This is a genomic window from Paenirhizobium naphthalenivorans (assembly GCF_007992095.1).
In the GTDB taxonomy this organism is placed as follows: domain Bacteria; phylum Pseudomonadota; class Alphaproteobacteria; order Rhizobiales; family Rhizobiaceae; genus Allorhizobium; species Allorhizobium naphthalenivorans.
Genome location: NZ_BJZP01000038.1, coordinates 1 through 20,076, shown reverse-complemented (window position 1 = coordinate 20,076; position 20,076 = coordinate 1). Strand labels below are relative to the sequence as shown.

Annotated in this window: 21 protein-coding genes and 2 pseudogenes; 4 read left to right on the top strand and 19 right to left on the bottom strand. The window is 60.3% G+C overall.

Annotation, left to right across the window (positions count from 1 at the left end; genetic code table 11):
* On the bottom strand, nucleotides 1-292 hold a 292-nt coding region (locus tag RNA01_RS21635; RefSeq protein ID WP_147182200.1), incomplete at its 3' end, for a DUF1419 domain-containing protein.
* Nucleotides 293-357: 65 nt separating this feature from the next.
* The gene (locus RNA01_RS21630) at nucleotides 358-1,383 is read right to left on the bottom strand and encodes a DUF3991 and toprim domain-containing protein (RefSeq protein ID WP_170253597.1); all 1,026 of its coding nucleotides are present in this window, start codon (nucleotides 1,381-1,383) and stop codon (nucleotides 358-360) included.
* Between the two features lie 211 nt (nucleotides 1,384-1,594).
* Between RNA01_RS21630 and RNA01_RS24225 the strand changes: the two genes are divergently transcribed.
* Nucleotides 1,595-2,062, top strand: coding sequence for a hypothetical protein (locus RNA01_RS24225; protein WP_235916834.1), 468 nt, complete (start codon nucleotides 1,595-1,597; stop codon nucleotides 2,060-2,062).
* A gap of 295 nt (nucleotides 2,063-2,357) precedes the next feature.
* Here RNA01_RS24225 and RNA01_RS21620 read toward each other — a convergent pair whose 3' ends face one another.
* Nucleotides 2,358-2,522: a hypothetical protein gene (locus RNA01_RS21620; RefSeq protein ID WP_235916833.1), complete on the bottom strand. Its 165-nt coding sequence runs from the start codon at nucleotides 2,520-2,522 to the stop codon at nucleotides 2,358-2,360.
* A gap of 100 nt (nucleotides 2,523-2,622) precedes the next feature.
* Here RNA01_RS21620 and RNA01_RS21615 point away from each other — a divergent pair, with 100 nt between their 5' ends.
* On the top strand, nucleotides 2,623-3,702 hold the full coding sequence (locus RNA01_RS21615) for an IS630 family transposase (RefSeq protein WP_147182199.1): 1,080 nt from the start codon (nucleotides 2,623-2,625) through the stop codon (nucleotides 3,700-3,702).
* A 31-nt stretch (nucleotides 3,703-3,733) separates the two neighbouring features.
* On the opposite strand, the gene RNA01_RS21610 is transcribed toward RNA01_RS21615, so the two are convergent.
* The 11 genes from RNA01_RS21610 to RNA01_RS21560 all read right to left on the bottom strand — a co-directional run bounded on the left by RNA01_RS21610 (nucleotide 3,734) and on the right by RNA01_RS21560 (nucleotide 13,614).
* Nucleotides 3,734-4,438, bottom strand: coding sequence for a GntR family transcriptional regulator (locus RNA01_RS21610; protein ID WP_147182198.1), 705 nt, complete (start codon nucleotides 4,436-4,438; stop codon nucleotides 3,734-3,736).
* Between the two features lie 62 nt (nucleotides 4,439-4,500).
* On the bottom strand, nucleotides 4,501-5,814 hold the full coding sequence (locus tag RNA01_RS21605; RefSeq protein ID WP_147182197.1) for an NAD(P)/FAD-dependent oxidoreductase: 1,314 nt from the start codon (nucleotides 5,812-5,814) through the stop codon (nucleotides 4,501-4,503).
* A gap of 35 nt (nucleotides 5,815-5,849) precedes the next feature.
* Nucleotides 5,850-6,380 carry a flavin reductase family protein gene (locus RNA01_RS21600; RefSeq protein ID WP_147182196.1) on the bottom strand — a complete coding sequence of 177 codons (531 nt, stop codon included), beginning with the start codon at nucleotides 6,378-6,380 and terminating at the stop codon, nucleotides 5,850-5,852.
* A complete protein-coding gene (locus tag RNA01_RS21595) occupies nucleotides 6,373-7,314 on the bottom strand; it encodes a DMT family transporter (protein ID WP_147182195.1) in 942 nt (313 codons plus the stop codon). The genes RNA01_RS21600 and RNA01_RS21595 overlap by 8 nt, the downstream gene beginning before the upstream one ends.
* A 54-nt stretch (nucleotides 7,315-7,368) precedes the next feature.
* On the bottom strand, nucleotides 7,369-7,785 hold the full coding sequence (locus RNA01_RS21590) for a RidA family protein (protein WP_147182194.1): 417 nt from the start codon (nucleotides 7,783-7,785) through the stop codon (nucleotides 7,369-7,371).
* A gap of 36 nt (nucleotides 7,786-7,821) precedes the next feature.
* Complete coding sequence (locus RNA01_RS21585; protein ID WP_147182193.1) at nucleotides 7,822-8,538, bottom strand: ABC transporter ATP-binding protein; 717 nt, start codon at nucleotides 8,536-8,538, stop codon at nucleotides 7,822-7,824.
* Complete coding sequence (locus tag RNA01_RS21580; protein ID WP_147182192.1) at nucleotides 8,535-9,296, bottom strand: ABC transporter ATP-binding protein; 762 nt, start codon at nucleotides 9,294-9,296, stop codon at nucleotides 8,535-8,537. The genes RNA01_RS21585 and RNA01_RS21580 overlap by 4 nt, the downstream gene beginning before the upstream one ends.
* Nucleotides 9,296-10,189 carry a branched-chain amino acid ABC transporter permease gene (locus RNA01_RS21575; RefSeq protein ID WP_147182191.1) on the bottom strand — a complete coding sequence of 298 codons (894 nt, stop codon included), beginning with the start codon at nucleotides 10,187-10,189 and terminating at the stop codon, nucleotides 9,296-9,298. Before RNA01_RS21575 ends, RNA01_RS21580 begins: the two co-directional genes overlap by 1 nt.
* Entirely contained in the window at nucleotides 10,186-11,052 is an 867-nt protein-coding gene (locus RNA01_RS21570) for a branched-chain amino acid ABC transporter permease (protein ID WP_147182190.1), read from the bottom strand. The genes RNA01_RS21575 and RNA01_RS21570 overlap by 4 nt, the downstream gene beginning before the upstream one ends.
* Before the next feature lie 5 nt (nucleotides 11,053-11,057).
* The gene (locus RNA01_RS21565) at nucleotides 11,058-12,242 is read right to left on the bottom strand and encodes an ABC transporter substrate-binding protein (protein ID WP_170253595.1); all 1,185 of its coding nucleotides are present in this window, start codon (nucleotides 12,240-12,242) and stop codon (nucleotides 11,058-11,060) included.
* Between the two features lie 79 nt (nucleotides 12,243-12,321).
* Nucleotides 12,322-13,614, bottom strand: a complete 1,293-nt coding sequence (locus tag RNA01_RS21560; RefSeq protein WP_235916832.1) for an LLM class flavin-dependent oxidoreductase — start codon at nucleotides 13,612-13,614, stop codon at nucleotides 12,322-12,324.
* 342 nt (nucleotides 13,615-13,956) lie between these two features.
* Here RNA01_RS21560 and RNA01_RS21555 point away from each other — a divergent pair.
* Nucleotides 13,957-14,511 (top strand): annotated as a pseudogene (locus RNA01_RS21555) (IS3 family transposase); the annotation flags it as partial.
* 105 nt (nucleotides 14,512-14,616) lie between these two features.
* Here the strand turns inward: RNA01_RS21555 and RNA01_RS21550 are convergent.
* From RNA01_RS21550 to RNA01_RS21540, 3 genes and pseudogenes are all read right to left on the bottom strand, one after another.
* Nucleotides 14,617-15,630 (bottom strand): IS30 family transposase, encoded by a 1,014-nt coding sequence (locus RNA01_RS21550; protein ID WP_147182188.1) that lies wholly within the window; start codon nucleotides 15,628-15,630, stop codon nucleotides 14,617-14,619.
* A 331-nt stretch (nucleotides 15,631-15,961) separates the two neighbouring features.
* Entirely contained in the window at nucleotides 15,962-17,383 is a 1,422-nt protein-coding gene (gene gnd / locus RNA01_RS21545) for an NADP-dependent phosphogluconate dehydrogenase (RefSeq protein WP_147182187.1), read from the bottom strand.
* A 26-nt stretch (nucleotides 17,384-17,409) separates the two neighbouring features.
* Nucleotides 17,410-17,547, bottom strand: a pseudogene (locus RNA01_RS21540) (L-idonate 5-dehydrogenase); the annotation flags it as partial.
* A 75-nt stretch (nucleotides 17,548-17,622) separates the two neighbouring features.
* On the opposite strand from RNA01_RS21540, the gene RNA01_RS21535 reads away from it, so the two are divergent.
* On the top strand, nucleotides 17,623-18,621 hold the full coding sequence (locus tag RNA01_RS21535) for an IS5 family transposase (RefSeq protein WP_147182186.1): 999 nt from the start codon (nucleotides 17,623-17,625) through the stop codon (nucleotides 18,619-18,621).
* A 53-nt stretch (nucleotides 18,622-18,674) separates the two neighbouring features.
* Here the strand turns inward: RNA01_RS21535 and RNA01_RS21530 are convergent, their stop codons facing one another.
* Together RNA01_RS21530 and RNA01_RS21525 are read right to left on the bottom strand one after the other, a co-directional pair.
* Nucleotides 18,675-19,139: an amino acid permease gene (locus tag RNA01_RS21530; RefSeq protein ID WP_235916831.1), complete on the bottom strand. Its 465-nt coding sequence runs from the start codon at nucleotides 19,137-19,139 to the stop codon at nucleotides 18,675-18,677.
* Nucleotides 19,140-19,394: 255 nt separating this feature from the next.
* On the bottom strand, nucleotides 19,395-20,076 hold a 682-nt coding region (locus RNA01_RS21525; RefSeq protein ID WP_147182185.1), incomplete at its 5' end, for a zinc-binding dehydrogenase.

The window sequence follows — 20,076 nt, the reverse complement described above, 5'->3', positions numbered from 1 at the left end:
GAAAATAACGGGCCGCTTCATCGATCCGGATCGCATAAAACACCGAAGTCACCGACCCGGTCATGAATTCCCGCATCGCAAAGATCGGCCCGCGCATCCAGAGCGGTGGTAGAATGTCGAGCATGTAAGAGTAGGAGGTTTCGTCGATCTCAAACCATTCGCCGGCATAGACGGCAGACTGATTGCTATCAAAGCGGTCGGGGCGCATCGCGTGCCTGTCGAACATCCGGAACATGTCGGCGCGCTTGGCCGCTCCTTGAAAGATTTTGCGGGGAAGGGCTATCGAGGTCATCAGCTTGATCCTTTCGGGGTTTTGGACCGAAGGCAGCACAAGTCGTTTCGACCTCGCCATCCTCTTCAGTCCTTCATGACCCCTTCCGCGCTGCCGGCCTCGTGTCCGGCCGGGTCAAGGGCCGGCGCATGCCGGGCGGAGCCTCCCTTGATGCGGCCGGCGCGCATGCGGCAGGCCTCGGTCTTCCTTTCCCGTTTTTCCCTCTCCCCGTTTTGGAGAACCTCGTTCCAATCCTCCGCCGGCGGACGTAACCGCTGCCAGTTGCAGCCGGACGCCTCGGCGAGCGCACGCAGTCGTTCTGCGTAGGCGTCCCCTTGAGGATTGGCATCCGTGGCCGCGACCATTGTAAGCCCCGGCCGCACAGCAAGTTCGGTAAGCGCCGCATCTGTCACCGGAGACCACCCACCGCCAGTGCTGAGATAGAGAGTTTGCTCGCGCGAGCCCTCGAGCGCTGCGAGGCTCATCGCGTCGATCGCGGCCTCGGTAACGCAGAGACGAGAGGCATCGCTTGGTCCAAAACGGAAGAGAACCTTCGAGCCCCCGGTGGCAAACCCACGCCAGTCGGGACCGCGCTCCTCCCAACCCACAACGCGTCCCTCGCTATCGACATGGGCCGCCCACATACTGCCGAAGGGTCCTTCCCGCAGGACACCTTCGCCGATGGCCTGCCGGGCGATGGTAGTCGGGATCCAGCGCGCCCAGCACAGATAGCGCCAGGCACCGGATCCGGGCGAAGGCGAGCGCCGGCTGCGCCAGCGGTCGCAAATGTCTTTTACTGGCACTGAAGACCGCGAGGAACTCCATTCCGGCCGAGAAAGTTGAAACCCGACAAGGGACGCGACCGCCTCCGCTGCGGACGGGAATGGAATTCCTTCCAGAAACATGACGAGGCCAAAAACATCGCCCTTCTCGTCGCTGAGCGGATCGAACCAGCCTCGTCCCTCATGCGTGACGATGACGATATCGCCGCTACGCCTGTATTTGACGGCGCGTCGGCTGCTTTCCTTCACATCGAGTTCGTATCCGGCCTGCTCAAGCACTGCTTCGCAACTGACCTTGGCGCGCAGCGCCTCTAATTCTTCTCGTTTCATATTATCATCAGCCGCTTGGCGGCCGCCCTTTCTCTGTTGCCGAAATATGCGGGCTACCCTCCACCCGCCGCGAAGACCGAAGGGGGCAAGGGCGCTGCACGCAACTGACAAAAGTTGCAGCGATGTGCTGCGGCGAAGCTTCCCTTGCGGCCGACAGGTCGCCAGCGGCAGGCACATGCGGGTCTCAATGAGACCCACGCGGGAAATATTCGTGCACGATCTCAAGATCGTCTTCATCATCGAGTTCGTCGGACGGAAGAACGCCGAACTCGTCGCCGGATTTGAAAAGTGTCACCGGAACCATGAGGATACGGGAAAGCGAAAATGCGTGCCTTTGGGCGAGTGCAAGATCCTGTGCCATGTGAGAAACCTCCGTCCGGAGCGGGCCGATCCCGCTCGATGGCTCCTCAAAGGACCGGGGACGGTCGCGATCACCGAGCAGTCGAAGACAAGCGGCGGCAGCTTGCTAGCCGACCCCGATAGTGGGTTGATCGACGGAGATCCGGATATGGTCCAGGACGCCATCCATAAAGAGCGGGATTGGTTTGCTTCGGCGGGAATTGAGGTATCCGGCAGAGATGGTTCGCGGGAGCCAGCTCAGCATTTATTGCCGAGCATCTGTCTGACCAGCCCACCAGTCAGCGACGGCCGGCTTTCTCCTGATCGGACAGAGCTTTAAGAACTGCGAAGTCCATCTCAGCGCGTGGCTCTATCCGGGCTATTTCGCTGGCGACTTTCGACCAGTGCCAGAAGTCGTCGAGATCACCAATGGACCGGCTATGGAACGCACGGCGCTATGCTTCGCAGTAGGATCCGGCAGGATCCGAAAGTGCACGAAGCCTGCCATCGCCGCCGTAATGCCCGGCGATGTGCGAGCCATCGTGTGAGGAAGCGGATCATCAATCTCTCAAGACCTGTGGAGATAGTGGCGAGTTACCACGAAACCCGAAGAGAGAAAGGCAGAGTTATATAAATCAAATCAAGCCCTGATAGACGAAGGCCAAGGCAAGCATACCGATGCCCGTGATCAGCCAGCCGATGATGACGGCTCCCGGAGAAGCGCCTTTGGCCATGTTCTGCGGCAGGCTGAATACGCCACCGCCAATCATCGAGCCAACGACCAGGGCAACGAGCGGCAAAAGGCCGAGCGTGCCGGATCGTTTCTCACTAGCGGATTGATCGGAACAAAAGATTCCGTCTCTGGATTCCCAATGGTTGCGGTTTGTGCGACGGTTGGGGATGCGCACAGGTATCACATTTGACGTCACCGCCGCCGACCGCGCTCGGCTTGAAACCATCATTGCCGCCCCGACCTCTGCCCAGAAACATGTGTGGCGGGCGAAGATCATCCTGATGAGTGGCGAGGGACTTGGAACGTTTGCCATCATGGAGGCGACGGGGAAGTCCAAGCCCTGCGTCTGGCGCTGGCAGGAGCGTTTCATGTCCGAGGGTGTCGATGGCCTCCTGCGCGACAAGAGCAGACCGCCCGGCATTGCGCCGCTTGATAGAGAACTCGTTGAGCGGGTCGTGGCACTGACGCTGGAACCGCCTCGACAGGAAGCAACGCACTGGACCGTTCGCGCGATGGCTAAGGCTGTTGGGATTGCAGCCTCTTCGGTGGTGAAGATCTGGCATGAACATGGCCTTGCGCCGCACCGCTGGCGCAGCTCTAAACTGTCGAATGACAAGGCGTTCGCCGAGAAGCTTCATGATGTCGTCGGCCTCTATCTCTCCCCGCCGGCCCATGCCATCGTCCTGTCCGTCGATGAAAAGAGCCAGATCCAGGCGCTCGACCGGACCCAACCGGGTTTGCCGCTCAAGAAGGGGCGCGCCGGCACTATGACCCACGACTATAAGCGCCATGGCACCACCACCCTGTTTGCCGCCCTCAATGTTCTCGACGGATCGGTGATCGGCCGAAACATGCAGCGCCACCGGCATCAGGAGTTTATTCGGTTCCTCAACGCCATTGAGGCGGAGCTGCCAAAAGATAAAGCCGTCCACGTCATTCTCGACAACTACGCGACGCACAAACAGCCGAAAGTTCGCGCCTGGTTGGCAAGGCATCCGAGATGGACCTTCCACTTCGTTCCGACATCCTGCTCTTGGCTTAACGCCGTCGAAGGCTTCTTCGCAAAACTGACGCGCCGACGTTTGAAGCATGGCGTCTTTCACTCCGTCGTCGATCTGCAGGCAGCCATCAACCGCTTCCTCAAGGAGCACAACCGCGACCCAAAGCCATTCATCTGGAAAGCGGACCCGAACGACATCATTGCTGCAGTCAGACGCGGGCACCAAACGTTGGAATCAGTCCACTAGCCGATAACATGCCCGTGTATCCGCCGAACATTTATCCTACATAGATCCGGCCATAAAGCTCCCGTACGGCGGTCTCCACCTCCGGCAAGCTGCGATAGATATGGATGGCGAGGAGTTCGGCGAGCCGTTCCACATCCCGCTGCCTGAGCGCGTTGCAAATCTCGCGCTGTTGCTGCTCGCCGAGCATCATGCGTGCCTCATCGACTCCAAGATAGCGTATTGGTCGAATACGCGTATTAACTGAACGCAACGCGTTTAGAATCTCGCCGTTTCCCGAAAGGCCTACCAGTGTTTCGTGAAATTTCTCATCAAACGCGACGACTTCGGTCAGCGGCATGGCGCGCAGGTCGCGCATATTCTCCATATAGGCGTAGAGTTCCTCGATGGCCTCGTCGCTGGCGTTCCTTGCTGCAAGCTTGGCGCCCGCCACTTCGAGCGCGATGCGCAGTTCCAAGAGTTCGTAGATCTCACGGGTCTTGATCGCCTTGCGGAAAAAACCCTTGGCGGTGACGAAATCGACGAAATTCTCCGATGCCAATCGGTTGAGGGCTTCGCGGAGCGGCGTCCTGCTAACTCCGAGCTTCTTGGACAATTCGCTCTCGTTGATGCGTTCGCCGGGCTTGATCTCAAAAGACAGGACCATGTCCTGCAATAGTCGGTAGCTGCGTTTGACAGCGGACTCCTGTTCCGTCGAGTCCGTCGCCGATCCGTTCGCCTCGATCTGGTCGTCGGCCATTTCGAATACTCTCGCTTCCTGTATTTGAGTTTGAGGACTGCTGCCGCTGTCCCCCGATGTCCTCAGTACTTCGGCGGCCTTATCCCATAGCGCCAAGCGGACATCTGATCAACCAGCCGCACATAGGGAAGCGCCACACGCGTCGCCAGATTGAGCAGCGGCGACACGGTCGTCAGCGGATCCATCGGCATCGCCAGGTCCTTCCGGGAGATTCCGAACGCCCAGTCGGCGAGAATCTCGCCGACTGCGGTGCCGGTCGGCACGCCCCGGCCGGAAAAGCCGGTGGCCGCAGCAATGCCCGGCGCGACGTCGTAGAGCCGGGGAAATGTGCGCGAATGCATGTCCAGCTCGCCATACCAGTAATATTCCCAGCGCTTGCCCCTGAGCTGCGGCAGGATCCATTCGAAGCGGCGGGAGGCGATCATCCTCGTATAATCGACATTACCGCCGCGCCGGCCCTCGACCATCATCGTCGTCACTAGCCGACCGTCGGCAGTAATGCGGTAGCTCGCCGGATCGGAGCGGGTCTCGACGACGGTGTTGTTCTCCGGAACGATGCTTTCGATGAGCTCCGGGGAAAGCGGCTCGGTGGCGAAGGCCGCAGTTGCAAGGCGGGCGAAAGTTCTGTCGATGCCCGGCCAGTAGGCGGTCGAATAGGCACCGGAGGCGAGAACCACCTTGTCGACCGTTACCGAACCCCTGGAGGTGCTGACCTGCCAGCGCGTGCCCGCCGGCTTGATCGAGATCACCGTCGACTGTGTATAGATACGGCCGCCAAGCCCGAGCAGCGCACGCGCCAGGCCTCGCACATAGCTCAGCGGATTGAGGTGTCCTCCGTCCGGATGCAGCCAGCCGCCGAAATAGCGCTGCGAGCCGGTTCTGCGCTCGGTCTCTGCCTTGGTCAGCACCTGAGTGCGTTTGCCGAGCGCCATGTAATCGGCGTTCTTCGCGTCGATCCGGGCAAAGACGGCCGGCGTATGCGCCGCTTCGACATAGCCGGTGCGGACTGCGTCGCAGTCGATGCCGTATCGGTCGATCAGCCCGAACACCAGATCGGCGGCATTCGCCTGAGCGGCGATGAAGCGTGTGCCGAAGGGCTCGCCGAGGATTTTCCGCACCCCGGCGAGGGAGTGATGGTGGAAGGTCGGCGTGCAATGGCCGGCATTGCGGCCGGAACCGCCGAAGCCGATGACATTGGCCTCGAGCACCACCACCGCGGTGCCCTTCTCGGCGAGATGAATGGCCGAGGAGAGACCCGTGTAGCCTGCGCCGATGATACAGACATCGGCCGAGATCGCTGATTCCAGAGCACCGGTTTCGGGCGCCGGGCTTGCGGTTGCAAACCAGAGCGACGGTTCGAGGGGTGCGAATGCCATGATCAATCCTCTTCGTCGTTCGAGCGTGCCGCCGGCTATGACACGGCGATGTTCCTGTAGGCGCGATCGAGGTAGACCAGCGGCTCGATGGCCGTCTCCGCCAGGATCACATTGCAGACCGCGCCGATGAAAATCGTATGGGAATGAAACGGCACCTGCCGGACGACCTCGCACTCGAAGGAAGCCAGCGCGGTTTCGAGCGCCGGCGCGCCGGTTATGCCCGCTTTCCAGGAGCCGCTTGCAAAGCGGCTCTCACGAAGGTTGGAGTCGCTGAACCGTTTGGCGATCTCGCGATGTTCCACAGCCAGGAGGTTAACGCAGAAAGTCCCCGACCGGCTGATGGGATCATGCGCGCTCGTGGCTTTGTTGGTGCAGATCAGCAAGCTTGGCGGCTCCGTGCTCAGCGAGGTCACGGCTGTGGCGAGATAGCCGAAATAGGCATCTTCGTGGGCGGACGTAATCACGCACACGCCAGCCGCCAGCCGTCCCATGCCGGCCTTGAACGCAGCGATCCGGTCGATATTCGGCAGGTCTGCCGCAAGCGGTCTTCCGATGACATCAGGCATTGTTGTTCTCCGAAACTTGATGTTGCTGTTGCCTACCCTGCCGAAGCGTGAGGATAACGCTGACGATCACCAGCGCCATGCCGCCGAGCGAGATGAGGGCAGGCCGTTCGTTGAGCAGCAGCCAGCCGAGAAACACGCCGACCAGCGGATTGACATAGGCGAAAGCCGAGACCACGCTTGTTGGGAACAGAGACGTGGCGCGGACATAGGAAAAAAAGGCGATGGCCGAAGCGAAGATCGCCAGATAGAGCAGCGCCACAATCGACGAGGTGCTGGGCGGAGATGGCCAGGAGGCGCCGGTCAGCTCAGCCAGCGCGAGTGCGATCAGCCCGCCGATGAGGAGTTGCATACCGGCCGCCGCAATCGGATCCATGGATTTCTGAAGCGATGGCTGCAGCCGCGTTGCCGTCACCCAGGCAATGGGCGCGAAGATCAGCGCGGCCTTCGCAAGTGTCGAGATATGGAAGCTCTGGCCCCCGAGCGGCAGCGTCGGAAAGAGGATCAGGACAAGGCCGGCAAAGCCGACAAGCAGTGCGATCGCACTACCCCCCGAACCTCTGGAGAACAATCTCTGGAATAGCGCCGTCCATAACGGGATGGTGCCCATGGCCATGACCACCAAGCCGGATGGCAATTCGCGCACCGCCACCAGGGCGCCGCCATTGGCCAGGATCCAGAACAGCGCGGCGGACACGGTGCAGATGGCAATCTCGCGCCGGCCCGGGCGGCTGAGCCGGCCCGAAAGATAGGCGATGACGGTGAGGATGCCACCGCCCAGAAACAGGCGGAGACTCTGCAATTGGAAAATACCGAAAGCATTGGGCCCGCTCATGCCGATTTTCATGGCAAGATAGCCGGTCGCCCATATCACATAGATCATGAAAAGGTGGATATAGTCGCCGGATCGGCGCTCACTGGTTGTCGTGCTGTTCATGGCCTCGTGTCTCGCTCTCGATCATTTCCGGCGAAACCGCCGGGCGTCCGCGCATCAGACGATTTCGGCCTCCAACCGCGAGGTCTTCGCCGCCAGGATTTCGATTTCGACGCGGCCGACCACCAGCGGAGCGCCGACCGTCGTCCGGCAGGGGTGCGGCGCCTTGAACCGGGATTTGAAGATCTCGTTCCAGGCCGGAAAGTCGCCCACGGGGTCGGCGAGGAAGCAGTTCACCTTTACGACGTTGTCGAAGGACAAGCCCATGTTTTCGAGGATGTATTGATAGCAATCCAGCGAACCGTTGATGTGGTCCTCGATCTTGTCGCTTTCCGTCAGCGTTGCCTTCTCGATGTCGACGCCGGCAAAGCCGCTGAAGGTGATCAGTTCGCCCGTGTCGATGGCGATGGCGTTCTTGATCTCGAGGCCTTTGACGACGGCGTCGACCTTGGGGAGATTGCGGATCAGTTTCATGACTTTTTCCTTTGCTTTCCTGGTTTGAACGATGAGTCAGCGACCCCGGCCGCCGAGATAGATCTGCTTGAGGTCGGGGTTGGCCAGCATTTCCGCCGCCGTTCCTTCGATCGCGTTGGTTCCGCCCGCCAGCGCATAGACACGATGGCTGATCGTCAGGGCCCTGAGCGCATTCTGCTCGACGAGCAGGATCGCGGTGCCGCGGGCGGCGATCTCGGCTATGCGGTCGAAGATCGAACCGACGAGCAGCGGCGACAGCGCTGCCGTCGGCTCGTCGAGCAGCAACAGCCGCGGCTCTACGATGAGGCAGCGCGCGAAGGCGAGCATTTGCCGCTCGCCGCCCGACAGGCTGCCGGCGGTCAGCGCCAGCTTCTCCTTCAGCTCCGGAAACATCGCCAGCACCTTCTCCGTGGCATCGCTGACGTTGCGTCCCCTGCAACTCAGGAAGAGATTCTCCCGCACGGTCAGCGATCCGAACACGTTGGAGACCTGGGGAACGTAGCCGACACCGGCGTCGATATGCTTTTCGGCGGCGAGGCGGGTGATGTCCCTGCCCGCCAGCGCGATCTTGCCGTTGAAGATCTTCAGCAACCCCATGACCGACTTGACGAGCGTCGATTTGCCGGCGCCGTTCGGGCCGATGACGCAGACGACTTCTCCGGCCATCACCTTGAGCGAGAGGGCCTTGATGACCGGCACGTCGCGATAGCCCGCCGTGACGCCGGTAAGTTCGAGCAGCGGCGTGGCGGTCACAGCTTGCCTCCCAGATAGGCTTCGAGAACCCTGGGATCGTTCACGATCTTCTGCGGCGCGCCGTCGGTGAGGATCCGGCCGCGCTCCATGACGAAGACCGTATTGCAGAGCGCGTTGACGGCATCCATGTTGTGCTCGACGATCAGGAAGCCCAGGCCGCGCTTCTGCAGCTCCAGGATCTTTTCGATGATCGTGTCTACGAGGCCCGGCGCGACGCCGGCAAAAGGCTCGTCGAGCAGCAGGAGATAGGGATCGGTCATCAGCGCGCGGCCCAGTTCGAGCAGCTTCTTCTGACCTCCGGAAAGGTTGCGGGCGGCATTGGCCGCGACATGGTCGAGGCCCAGGAACTCCAGCCATTCCCCTGCCCTTGCCCTGATCACCTTCTCTTCCGCCGACACGCGATGCGGCAGCAGCAACGCCTGCCAGATCGATTCGCCAGCCTGGTTCTTCACGGCCACCATCATGTTCTGCATGACGCTGAGCTCGCTGAATTCATGCGGCACCTGGAAGGTGCGCACCACGCCGGCGCGGGAAAGCGCATGAGGGCTGCGGGTGGTCACGTCCATGTTGCGTGAGGTGATGACGCCGGCATCGGGTTCGATGAACTTGCTGAGCACGGTCAGGAAGGTCGACTTTCCCGCTCCGTTGGGACCGATCAGGCCGACGATCCATTGCTCAGGAACGTCGATCCAGGCGTCATCGAGGACGCGCTGTCCGCCAAAGCTCTTCTTGATTCCCATCGCGTTCAGTGCAGACATCAGAATCCCTTCCTGCCCAGGAGGCCGCGCGGCCAATAAAGCGGGACCAATGTGAGAATGGCGCCGATCGCCAGATATCGGACCGCAGCCATCCGCGCATCGGAAAGCGCAAGCTCCGGCGGCATGAAATCCTTGAGAAACCGCGAGCCTTCGAGAAAGAAGACGAGAAGCGCCGAACCCAGGATTGCACCGCGGTTGGATCCGCTGCCGCCGATCACCATCGCCATCCAGATGTAGAAGGTGACGATTGGCAGGAACTGGTCGGGAACGAGATAACCGACATAGACGGCGTTCAATGCGCCGGCACCGCCGGCTATGGCGGCCCCGAGCATGAAGACCTTGATCTTGTAGAAGGCGACATCCTTGCCGAGGCTGCGCGCCGCATCCTCGTTGTCGCGGATCGCCTCGATCGTCCGGCCGAAAGGCGAGCTGCCGAGGCGTTCAAGCAGAATGAAGACGAAAGCGACGGCGAGGACGACGATCGCCAGCATCACGATCTGGTTGGAGAACGGCGCGAGCCCGGGAACGAAGAAGCGCACCGGCAGGCCGCGCGTGCCGTTGGTGAGCCAGCTTTCATTGGTCAGCACCGCCCGTACCATCTCGCTGAAGCCCAGCGTGGCGATCGCCAGGTAGAAGGGCAACCTCAGCCTGATGCTGGCGACGCCGATCGGAAAGGCCACGAGCGCCGCGGCGACGACAGCGGCGATGAAGCCGGCGACCGGGTGCCAGCTGAGCATTCCCGTCGTGATCGCATAGGCATAGGCACCGCAGGCGAAGAAGCCTACCTGGCCGAAATTCAAGAGGCCGGTGTAGCCCCATTGCAGGTTGAGGCTGAGGGCCAGCAGGGCGTAGAGCCCGGTCTGCGTCAGCATGGCCAGGAGGTAGCCGGTCATCGCGCCACCTCCCTGCGTCCTGTCAGGCCGCTCGGCTTGACGAGCAGGACCGCGATCAGCACGACGAATGCGATCGAGGACTTGTAGGTGTCGTTGATCCAGAGGGTGGCGACGTTCTGGGCTATGCCGAGCAGCAGGCCGGCGAGGATCGCCCCGTAGGGACTTCCCAACCCGCCGAGGACTGCGGCGGCGAAGGCCGGCAGCAGTAGCCCCCAGCCGAGATCCGGATAGACGGCGGTCTTGGCGGCCACGAATATGCCCGCCAGCCCGCCGCCGACCAGCGCGATCGTCCAGGTAGCGCGGTTGACGCGCTCGGGATTGATGCCACTCGTGCGGGCGAGCAGAGGATTGTCAGCGACCGCCCGCATCTCCACCCCGATCCGGGTGTTTTTCAGGATCAGATGAACGGCGAAGATGGCGATGAAGCTGGCGATGCAGACATAGGTTTCCATCGGCAGGATACGGAGGCCTGCGAACCGCCAGGCGCGCCACATCGGGACGTCGAGACCATATTGCTGGGTACCGGCGATCAGCGAAATAAGGCCGCGCAGGAAGATCGACACGCCGATCGATGCAAGCAGCGCGGCAATCGGCCTGTCGACCATATGCCGGAAGACCAGCAGATAGGCCAGAAGCCCGACCACTACCGCCAGCGCCACGCCGGCCGGAACCGACAGCCACATAGGCAGGGAGAAGACTGCCGACGCCCAGAAGGTTCCGTAGGCGCCCACGGTGAGAATCTCACCGTGGGCGTTGTTGGAGAATTTGGCAACGCCGAAGATCAGAGTGATGCCGAGGGCCATCATCGCCAGGAGCGCGCCTTCCGCTATGCCGTTCAGGACTGCCTGCAGGATCATGCTCATAGGTGTCACGGCGCCAGGGTGTCTTTCGCCACCACCTTGCCGTCGGCGATCAGGTAGGTCTGCATGAACATCGCCGCGAGATCGGGACCGTCGAAATCGACCGGACTGCTCGCCCCGTCATAATCGATATCCTTGCCGGCTTTCAGCGCGGCAAGTCCCTCGGCAAAGGTGTACACCTTCTCGCCGGGCGCATTCGCGACCTTGGCGACGAATGGGGTGTAGACCTTGGGATCCGCGCTCTTGGCGGCTTCGGCGGCGAGCGCGAACGTCACCAGCTCGTCATAGGCGATGACGGCGTAAGGGTTGCCGAGCGGATCTTCGCCCGTCGCGGTCTTGTAGAGTGGCGCAAGACTCTTGTAGGCGGGGGAATCGACGGCGGAGACCGGGTCGACCGCCAGCGCGCCTTCGGAGACTTCCGGTCCGACGGCCTTAATGAAGTCGGTGCCGAGCGAGTAGAGCGGTCCGACTATTTTGGTGTCCGGCGAAAGCTGGTAGATCGCCTTTGCGAGCGTGATCGCGTCGTTGGTGTAGCCGGCGATCATGATCAGCTGCGGCTCGTCCGCAAGCGCCTTGGTGAGTTCGGACCGGTAGCTCGACTGGCTGGGTTCGAACGTCGTCGACCCCAGGACCTCTCCGCCTTCGGCCGCGAAGCGCTTCGCGAAACTGTCGCCCGAGTCGATCATCGCCGCATTGTTCGCCTTCAGGACATAGGCGCGCTTGTAGCCCGCCTTCTTGGCATAGGCCGCCATCGCATCACCGAAGCGTCCCTCCGTATAAACGAAACGGTAGACCAGACCGGTATCCTTGCCGATCTGGGTAACCTCGGGCGCGCCGGAAACAGTGGCGATCGGAATGCCCACCTGGGTCGTATAGGACAGGATCGGCAGCGTTACACTCGTAGCGAAGGTCGAAACGATCGCCGACACGTGATCCAACTCGATGACCTTCTTGGCGGCGTTCAGGCCCGCGGTCGGATCGGTCTGGTCGTCCTCGACCACGAGCGTGACCGGCTTGCCCATCACGCCACCCGCCGCATTGATCTCGTCCAGCGCGATCTTCAGCGCGGCCGACATACCCTTGCCATAGGAGGCGTAGGTTCCGGTCAGCGGGAAGACGGCGCCGATTTTCAGGCCGTCCTCGGCCCGGGCCGTGCCCGCGAGCCCACCGAGCAGCAGAGTGAGCGCGCTCACGGAAGTCGTGAATTTCCTGTAGGTTCTGGGCATGCGAGATCCTTTCTAGGTAGGAGGAGGGAGAGGGAGATGGCCGCAGTCAGGCCCTGAGCGTGTCGCGCAATGTCGAGCCGGGATATTCCTTGCGAAAGACGCCGCGCTCCTGCAAAATCGGAACGACGGATCGTGTGAAATCCTCGAACGAGCCCGGCATGACGGTTGGCGTCAGGATGAATCCGTCGCAGCCATTGCCGTCGAAATAGGCCTGCAGCTGGTCGGCGACGCTTTCCGGCGTACCCACCACTTGCGGGCAGAGTTCGCTCGTGGCAAACCGCCGTGTGGCTTGGCCGAGCGTGAGATTCTCCGCCTTCGAGCCTTGCATGATGACGTCAAGCGATCCGAGCGATCCAGCTTCGACTTGGATCTTGGCGATGGATTCGTCGCGCGAAAACTGTGTGAGGTCTACGCCAACATGGGCGGAGGCCACGGCAATCGCCAGTTCAGGATCGACCAGGCTGTTGATGTATTCCTGCTTTTCGCGTGCGATCGCCTCGGTTTCGCCAATGATCGGATCCACCGATGTCAGGATTGCACAATCTTCCGGTTTACGGCCAGCCTTCGTCATCCGCGACTTGATGTCGGTGTAAAAGGCCTGCATGTCTGACAGCGAGTGCTGCAGGGTGAAGATCATCTCCGCGTATTGGGCAGCAAAATCGCGCCCGCGCGGCGACGAGCCGGCCTGCATGATGACCGGGCGACCCTGTGCGCTCGGCGGCACGGAATAGACGCCCTTGGTACTGGCCCATTTGCCGTCGATATGCGTCGGCCTGACCTTGTTCTTGTCGATGAAGACGCCAGACTGCTTGTCGATGACGAGCGCGCCCTCGGACCAGCTCGACCACAGCCCCAAGCATACGTTGAGCACTTCCTCGGCGCGGTCGTAGCGTTCGGCGCGCGGCGGCAGGGCGTCGAATCCGAACACATGCGCTTCCCGGTCGCTGGCCGATGTCACGACGTTCCAGGCAATCCGGCCACCACTCAGCAGGTCCAGCGTGCCGAGTTGCCGGGCGATGCCATATGGCGGCACGAAGCTGGTGGATAATGTCACACCGATCCCGATCTTCTCCGTCACTCGGGACATCGCGGCCGCAAGCGGCACGGGATCGAGGAGCGACATCTGGCCGCCCCTCGCCATGACCGTCTCGTTGTAGAAAGAGAGAGCGTCGGCGAAGAAGAAGGCATCGAACTTGCCGTTCTCGAGGGTGCGGGCCAGCGTTTCCCACCAAGCCGTTTCCAAAAATCTGTTTTCCGTCTCCGGATGCCGCCACATACCGTGGTGGTGCGAGGTCGGCCCGGTCATAAGGAAAGCGACGAAATGCATTTGACGAGACATCAGAACTTCCTGCTGTTCATTCCATGCCATCATATTAGCAATGCCCGTGCCAACTCCTCCGATTGATGTAACAAGTTGATATTTCGCAATTTTCTTTTTTAGGCCGGAGACTGCACGACGAGGCGTGTTAGCATCTGCACAAAAACTGTACACAGATATGTTTAAATATTCTGCATTCTGATTTGTACACAATAATTTATTTATGGTTGTTAATTTTTATTTTATATATTTTTAGTTGTTTTTTCGCAGCCGGAAAAAACTGCATTCATAGCGCCGGCGCAAAGGCGCAGGGAGGTCTGCTCGACATCTACGAGCACAACGGCCAGCGGGCGATAAGGGGCGGAGGACGGCGGCGAACGCTCGGTCATCATGCCGAATGTTCTGGATCGTCAGTTTGCGGCGGACAGGCCGAACCAGAAATGGGTGGCTGATTTTACCTATCTATGGACAGCAGAGGGCTGGCTGTATGTTGCCGCTGTCATCGACCTGTTCTCCCGCCGCGTTGTCGGCTGGTCGATGAACTACAGCATGACCTCTCAGCTTGTGACCGATGCCCTGATCATGGCGATCTGGCGCAGGGGCAAGCCGGGTGCGTTGCTGCATCATTCGGACCAGGGCAGCCAATATACCAGCGAGCAGTTCCAGCGCCTAATGGCCGACCACGGCATCACCTGTTCGATGAGCCGGTCGGGCAATGTTTGGGACAATGCCGCAATGGAGAGCTTCTTCTCATCACTCAAAACGGAAAGGACGGCACGCAAGGTCTACAGAACCAGAGACGACGCCAAAGCAGATGTGTTCGACTACATCGAGCGCTTCTACAATACGAAGCGACGCCATTCGACACTGGGCTACCTCAGCCCGATAGAATTTGAAAACAAGGTCGGACTAGCTTAACTCGGTGTCCGAAAAACCGGCAGCAGGCCAATTCCAACTTTGCAGAAACAGGACATTCTAACTTTGCGGTGCTGGTTCCATATCAAATGCAACGCTTTTCTAAAATTAAACAGACTGCGTTGTTTCTGCCAAGGTTTCCGCGATGAATATTTCTCGCGGCGTTTGAAAACCCAGGCACTTGCGCGGGGTGTCGTTCATCCGCTGGCAAAGGGCCTTCAGATCGTCGTGGCTGGTCTCAAGCAGAATGGTCTCCGGTGGCAGGTAGCGGCGCAGGCGCCGGTTCGTATTCTCTACCGTGCCCTTCTGCCAAGGGGCCTGCGGATCACAAAACCAGGCTGAAGCGCCCAAGCCGCTCTCAAGCTCGCGCCAAGCGACAAACTCAAGTCCGCGATCGAAGGTCAGGCTCTGTCGCGCATGGGCGGGAAGGGGGCCGAGATGGTTGATGAGCTGGTTCATGATCGGTCGCGAGCGCCTGTCATTGTTCCGGAACAGAAGTGTGAACCGGCTCTTTCGCTCGACAACTGTCGCAACATTGGCTGAGCCATGTTCCTTGCGGAAGATCATCAGATCGGCTTCCCAGTGGCCGAACTGGCTGCGGTCATTGATGACCTCTGGACGGTTCCGAATGGCGCATTCAATTGGAAACACAAGGCTTCTCGGCTTACGGCCATAGCGCGGACGCCGCTTGCGCCGCCGCTCGGGTAGGAAACGCGCCAGATCCTGCTCTTTGCCCTCCCGAGAATAGACAAATTGATAGATCGTCTCCGGGCTCAGTCTGAATGTGCCGCCGCTATCGATCTTTAGCCGGCCGGCAATCTGTTCCGGTGACCATCCGTTCTTCAGCCGGTCAACCACGTCACCGCGAAGTAAGGGATTGCGTACGAGCTTACGGTAGCTTCGTCGCCGAGCGGCGGCCATCTGATGCGCCGTCAGGTGCCAGTAGCCTTCAGCGGCAGGGACCACTTGATCATGCCAGAAATTCCGCTTCAGCTCCCGGCAGACAGTCGACCTGTCGCGCCGGATGGTCCGGGCGATCTCGGCCTGGCTGATCTGCCTCTCATGAAGCCGTGCGATGATGCGTCTCTCATCGAAACTCAGTTGTGCAAAAGAGCGGGCCATTCCATCCTCCTGAAAACATGGACATTATTGTCTCTGTTGCATTTGAAAATGGAATGCACCCCCCTACACCATCTTGTCGCATAAGCATAATTATGGAACTCATCTCACATCTATCAGTGGTTCAAACCGAAATACGATGGTTTAGTCCGTGCCTAGTTGACGGCTCTCGTTCGCTGCGAGACACCACGCTTTTGTAATAGGCGTTTATGTATTCGCTAAGGCTTAATTTACTGCAGGGTCATAGCTGCGGACGCAACCCTTACAATTACCGCGCGTCCGTTACAGCCCTAGTCAGAATGCAATTGCCTGAATTAATTACTACTGATTCAGCTTAGAACTGGCCGGCCCAGGGACCGTGATGCAGGTCCTTGCCGTCGAGGCGATCGAAGCCATGCGCGCCAAAGAAGTCGCGCTGCGCCTGGATGAGGTTTGCCGTGCCGCGACCGCGACGATAGGTGTCGAAGTAGGAGAGCGCCGAGGCGATCGCCGGAACCGGAAGGCCAGAGAGTGCAGCATAAGCAACGACGCGGCGGAGCGCCCCGTCGGTTTCCTTGACCATCTCGGCAAAGGCCGGCGTCACCACCAGGTTCGGCACGTTCGGATCCTTGGTGAAGGCCGAGGTGATTTCGTCGAGGAACTGAGAGCGGATGATGCAGCCGGCGCGCCAGATGCGGGCGATGGTTGGCATGGGCAGAGACCAGTTGAACTCTTCCGACGCCGACGACATGACGGCAAAGCCCTGTGCGTAGGCAGCAATCTTGGCGGCGAGCAGCGCGTTTTCGAGATCGGCGATGAAGGCGGCCTTATCAGCAGGTGCCTCGGCAAGCGCCGGCAGGCCGAAGAGCTTTTCAGCGGCCATGCGCTCTTCACGCAGCGACGACAGAACACGGCCGGCAACGGCGGCTTCGATGCCGGAAGCGGTAACCGCGAGGTTCTGCGCTTCGATGGCCGACCACTTGCCGGTGCCCTTCTGGCCGGCAGCATCGACGATGATGTCGACCATCGGCTTGCCGGTTTCCGGGTCGGTTGCCTTAAGCACATTTTCGGTGATTTCGATCAGGTAGGAGTTGAGGCGGCCCTTGTTCCACTCGCCGAAGATCTCGCCGATTTCGGCGGCCGACATCTTCAGGCCATCACGCAGGATGCCGTAGATCTCGGCGATCATCTGCATGTCGGCATATTCGATGCCGTTGTGGATCGTCTTGACGAAGTGGCCGGCGCCGTCGGTACCAAGCCAGGCGACGCAAGGGTCATCGTTGAACTTGGCCGCAATCGAGGTGAGAACAGGCTCAACGCGCTTCCAGCTTTCCTCAGTGCCGCCGACCATGATCGAGGGACCATGACGGGCACCTTCTTCGCCGCCGGATACGCCCATGCCGATAAAGGTCAGGTCGGTGCCGGCGAGCTTTTCGAAGCGCGCCACAGTATCGCGGAAATTGGCATTGCCGGCATCGATCATGATGTCGTTCTTCGACAGATACGGCATCAGCGCGGCCATCTGCTGGTCGACGGCCTCACCGGCCTTGATCATGATGATGATCGGGCGTGGGGGACGGATGGCAGCGACGAATTCTTCGATCGTATGGCAACCGATGATCTGGCCGGCCAGATCGCCGGCTTCTGCGAGAAACTCGTCCGTGCGCGCCGGCGTCCGATTGAAGACTGCGATCCGATTGTCTTTTTCGGCAATGTTGAGCGCCAGATTGGAACCCATAACGCCAAGACCAATCAGTCCGATTTCCGCTTGCTGCATAACGCTATATCCATTTCTCAGTGCGATCAGAAGGCAAGCTGAACCTTCATCGATCGGGTACGATCTCCGGCTATATCAAAGGCGCGGACGGCCTCATCAATCGGATAGACACCCGTGAGGAGAGGTGAGAGATCAACTCGACGTCGGTTGATGAGATCAACTGAGCGTTGGTGCAGGGATCAAATTTCAACGTTTTGCAACTATGTGGCTGCGATCGAAAATAGCACGATTGATCCAGCATGCCGCACAAGCATAACGCCGCCCGCCGCCATTACATCGGTAAAATGAAGTTCAAAGTGACGAACTGGGCGGAGTATGAGGCGGGCCTTCGCCGCCGTGGCAGCTTGACCCTTTGGATAACGCCGGAAGCGCTGGCAGGTTGGGCCGCTCCGCGGCGCAAGACGCGTGGTGGTCAGCCTCTCTATTCGGATCTGGCGATCGAAACGACGCTGATGTTGGGCATGGTATTCGGATTGCGTTTACGCCAGAGCGAGGGTTTTTTGAACTCGGTTTTGGAGATGATGGCGCTGGATTTGGCTGCACCCGATCACACCACGTTGAGCCGAAGGGCCAGAACGTGGAAGCCATCGAGCAAAAGCAATGACCGCCAACCCGTAGCGGACGGGCCGGTTCACGTCTTGATCGATAGCACGGGATTGAAGATCTATGGCGCCGGCCAATGGCTGGAAGAAAAACACGGCGTAAAGTCCCGGCGCAGCTGGCGAAAGCTGCATCTGGCTGTTGATGCCGACAGTGGCGAGATCATTGCACATAGTCTGACAGATCAGGAAACCGGCGATGCCTCGCAGCTGGAACCTTTGCTGGATCAGATCGACGATGAGATTGATCAGCTCACTGCCGATGGAGCCTATGATGGCGATCCATCCTACGACGCTGTCCTGCGTCACAGTCCAGGCGCAATGGTCGTCATTCCACCACGCTCGAACGCGGTTGAACGGCCCAACGCCCAAGCATGCGGCCAGAGAGACGATCACATCGCATCGATGCAGATCGATGGTCGGCTGAACTGGCAGACGTCCACCGGCTATGGCAAGCGGGCTTTGGTTGAAACCGCGATGGGTCGATACAAGGGCGTCATCGGTCCGCGGCTACGTGCTCGTTCATTCCGTGCGCAGCAGACGGAAGCTGCAATCGGCGTCGCCATCCTTAACCGAATGCTTGCCTGCGGACGCCCGAAATCCGTTCGTTGCCAAGCCTCGACGGGAGCAACCAAATAATCGGCGCATCAAAGACCGACTCCCGCACATTTGCTGATCCCCGCACCAACGCTTCAGCGCATGGGTCGCCCACAGCACGATCGACGCGCCAATGATCGCCTGGATCGAATTTCCCTCCGCCCCGAGGCCGGATAAAAATAGCTGAGCGCACCGAAGATCAAGACGACATAAGACACGTTGCCGAGCCAGGCGCTCAGCCAGTATCCCCAGGCGCTGTTGAACCCGACGAAATCGCCGAAGCCGGCGCGGGCATAGGCGTAAGGGCCGGCATCGAGCGCAGGTTTGCGCGTCGACAGTGCCTGGTAGACGAAGGCCAATGCGAGCATACCGATGCCCGTGATCAGCCAGCCGATGATGACGGCCCCCGGAGAGGCGCCTTTGGCCATGTTCTGCGGTAGGCTAAATACGCCGCCGCCAATCATGGAACCGACGACAAGGGCCACAAGCGGCAGCAGGCCAAGCGTGCCGGATCGTTTCTCGCTAGCGGTAGAGGGAGTTGTAGCGTTCGAAGTGGCCATGTTGCGGGTTCCCTAGTTGAAGAAACTTGACTTTGGTATTGCATCATCCAGCGAGACCGAGGTCGGAAGACCGTCAATCCTCACAGGCATGACTGTCTCACTTCGGCAAATCGACTTGTAGCCGCCACACCGATGGAGCGTATATGACGCGGATCGGCAACCTAAGCATTTCGCCGAATTGTCGCATCGCTGCGACAGACACAGAACTTAGACATTGGAAATGGTCGGTATGCACGCGCAAATCCGGCCATTTCTCTACGGCTCGATGGCAACCTTCAGCACGCCGTCGCGCTGGTTTGCGAAGAGGTCGTAGGCGGCTTCGATGTCGTCGAGCTTGTAGCGATGGGTGACCAGCGGCTTGAGGTCGATGCGACCCGACGCGCAGACTTCCATCAGCCGGCGCATGCGTTCCTTGCCGCCGGGGCAAAGCGTCGTCACGATCTTGTTGTCGCCGAGACCGGCCGAGAAGGCACCGAGCGGTATCGTCAGATCGCTGGAATAGACGCCGAGGCTCGACAGCGTGCCGCCGGGGCGCAAGGATTCGAGCGCCGAGCGGAAAGTGCCCTGCGTGCCGAGCGCCTCAATCGCGACATCGACGCCGCGGCCGTCCGTCAGCGCCATGATCTGCTCGACGGGATCGCCGGCCTTGAAGTCGATCACGTGGTCGGCGCCAAGCTTTTTCGCCACGTCCATGCGCGAGGCCAGCGTATCGACGCCGATGATCGTCGTCGCCCCCATCAGTTTCGCGCCTGCCACCGCGCAAAGGCCGATCGGCCCGAGCGCGAAGACGACGACCGTGTCGCCGATCCGGACGCCACCACTCTCGGCACCGGAAAAGCCCGTCGACATGATGTCGGGGCACATCAGCACCTGATCGTCGCTCAGATGGTCGGGGATGGGGCTCAGATTGGCCATCGCATCCTTGACCAGCACATAC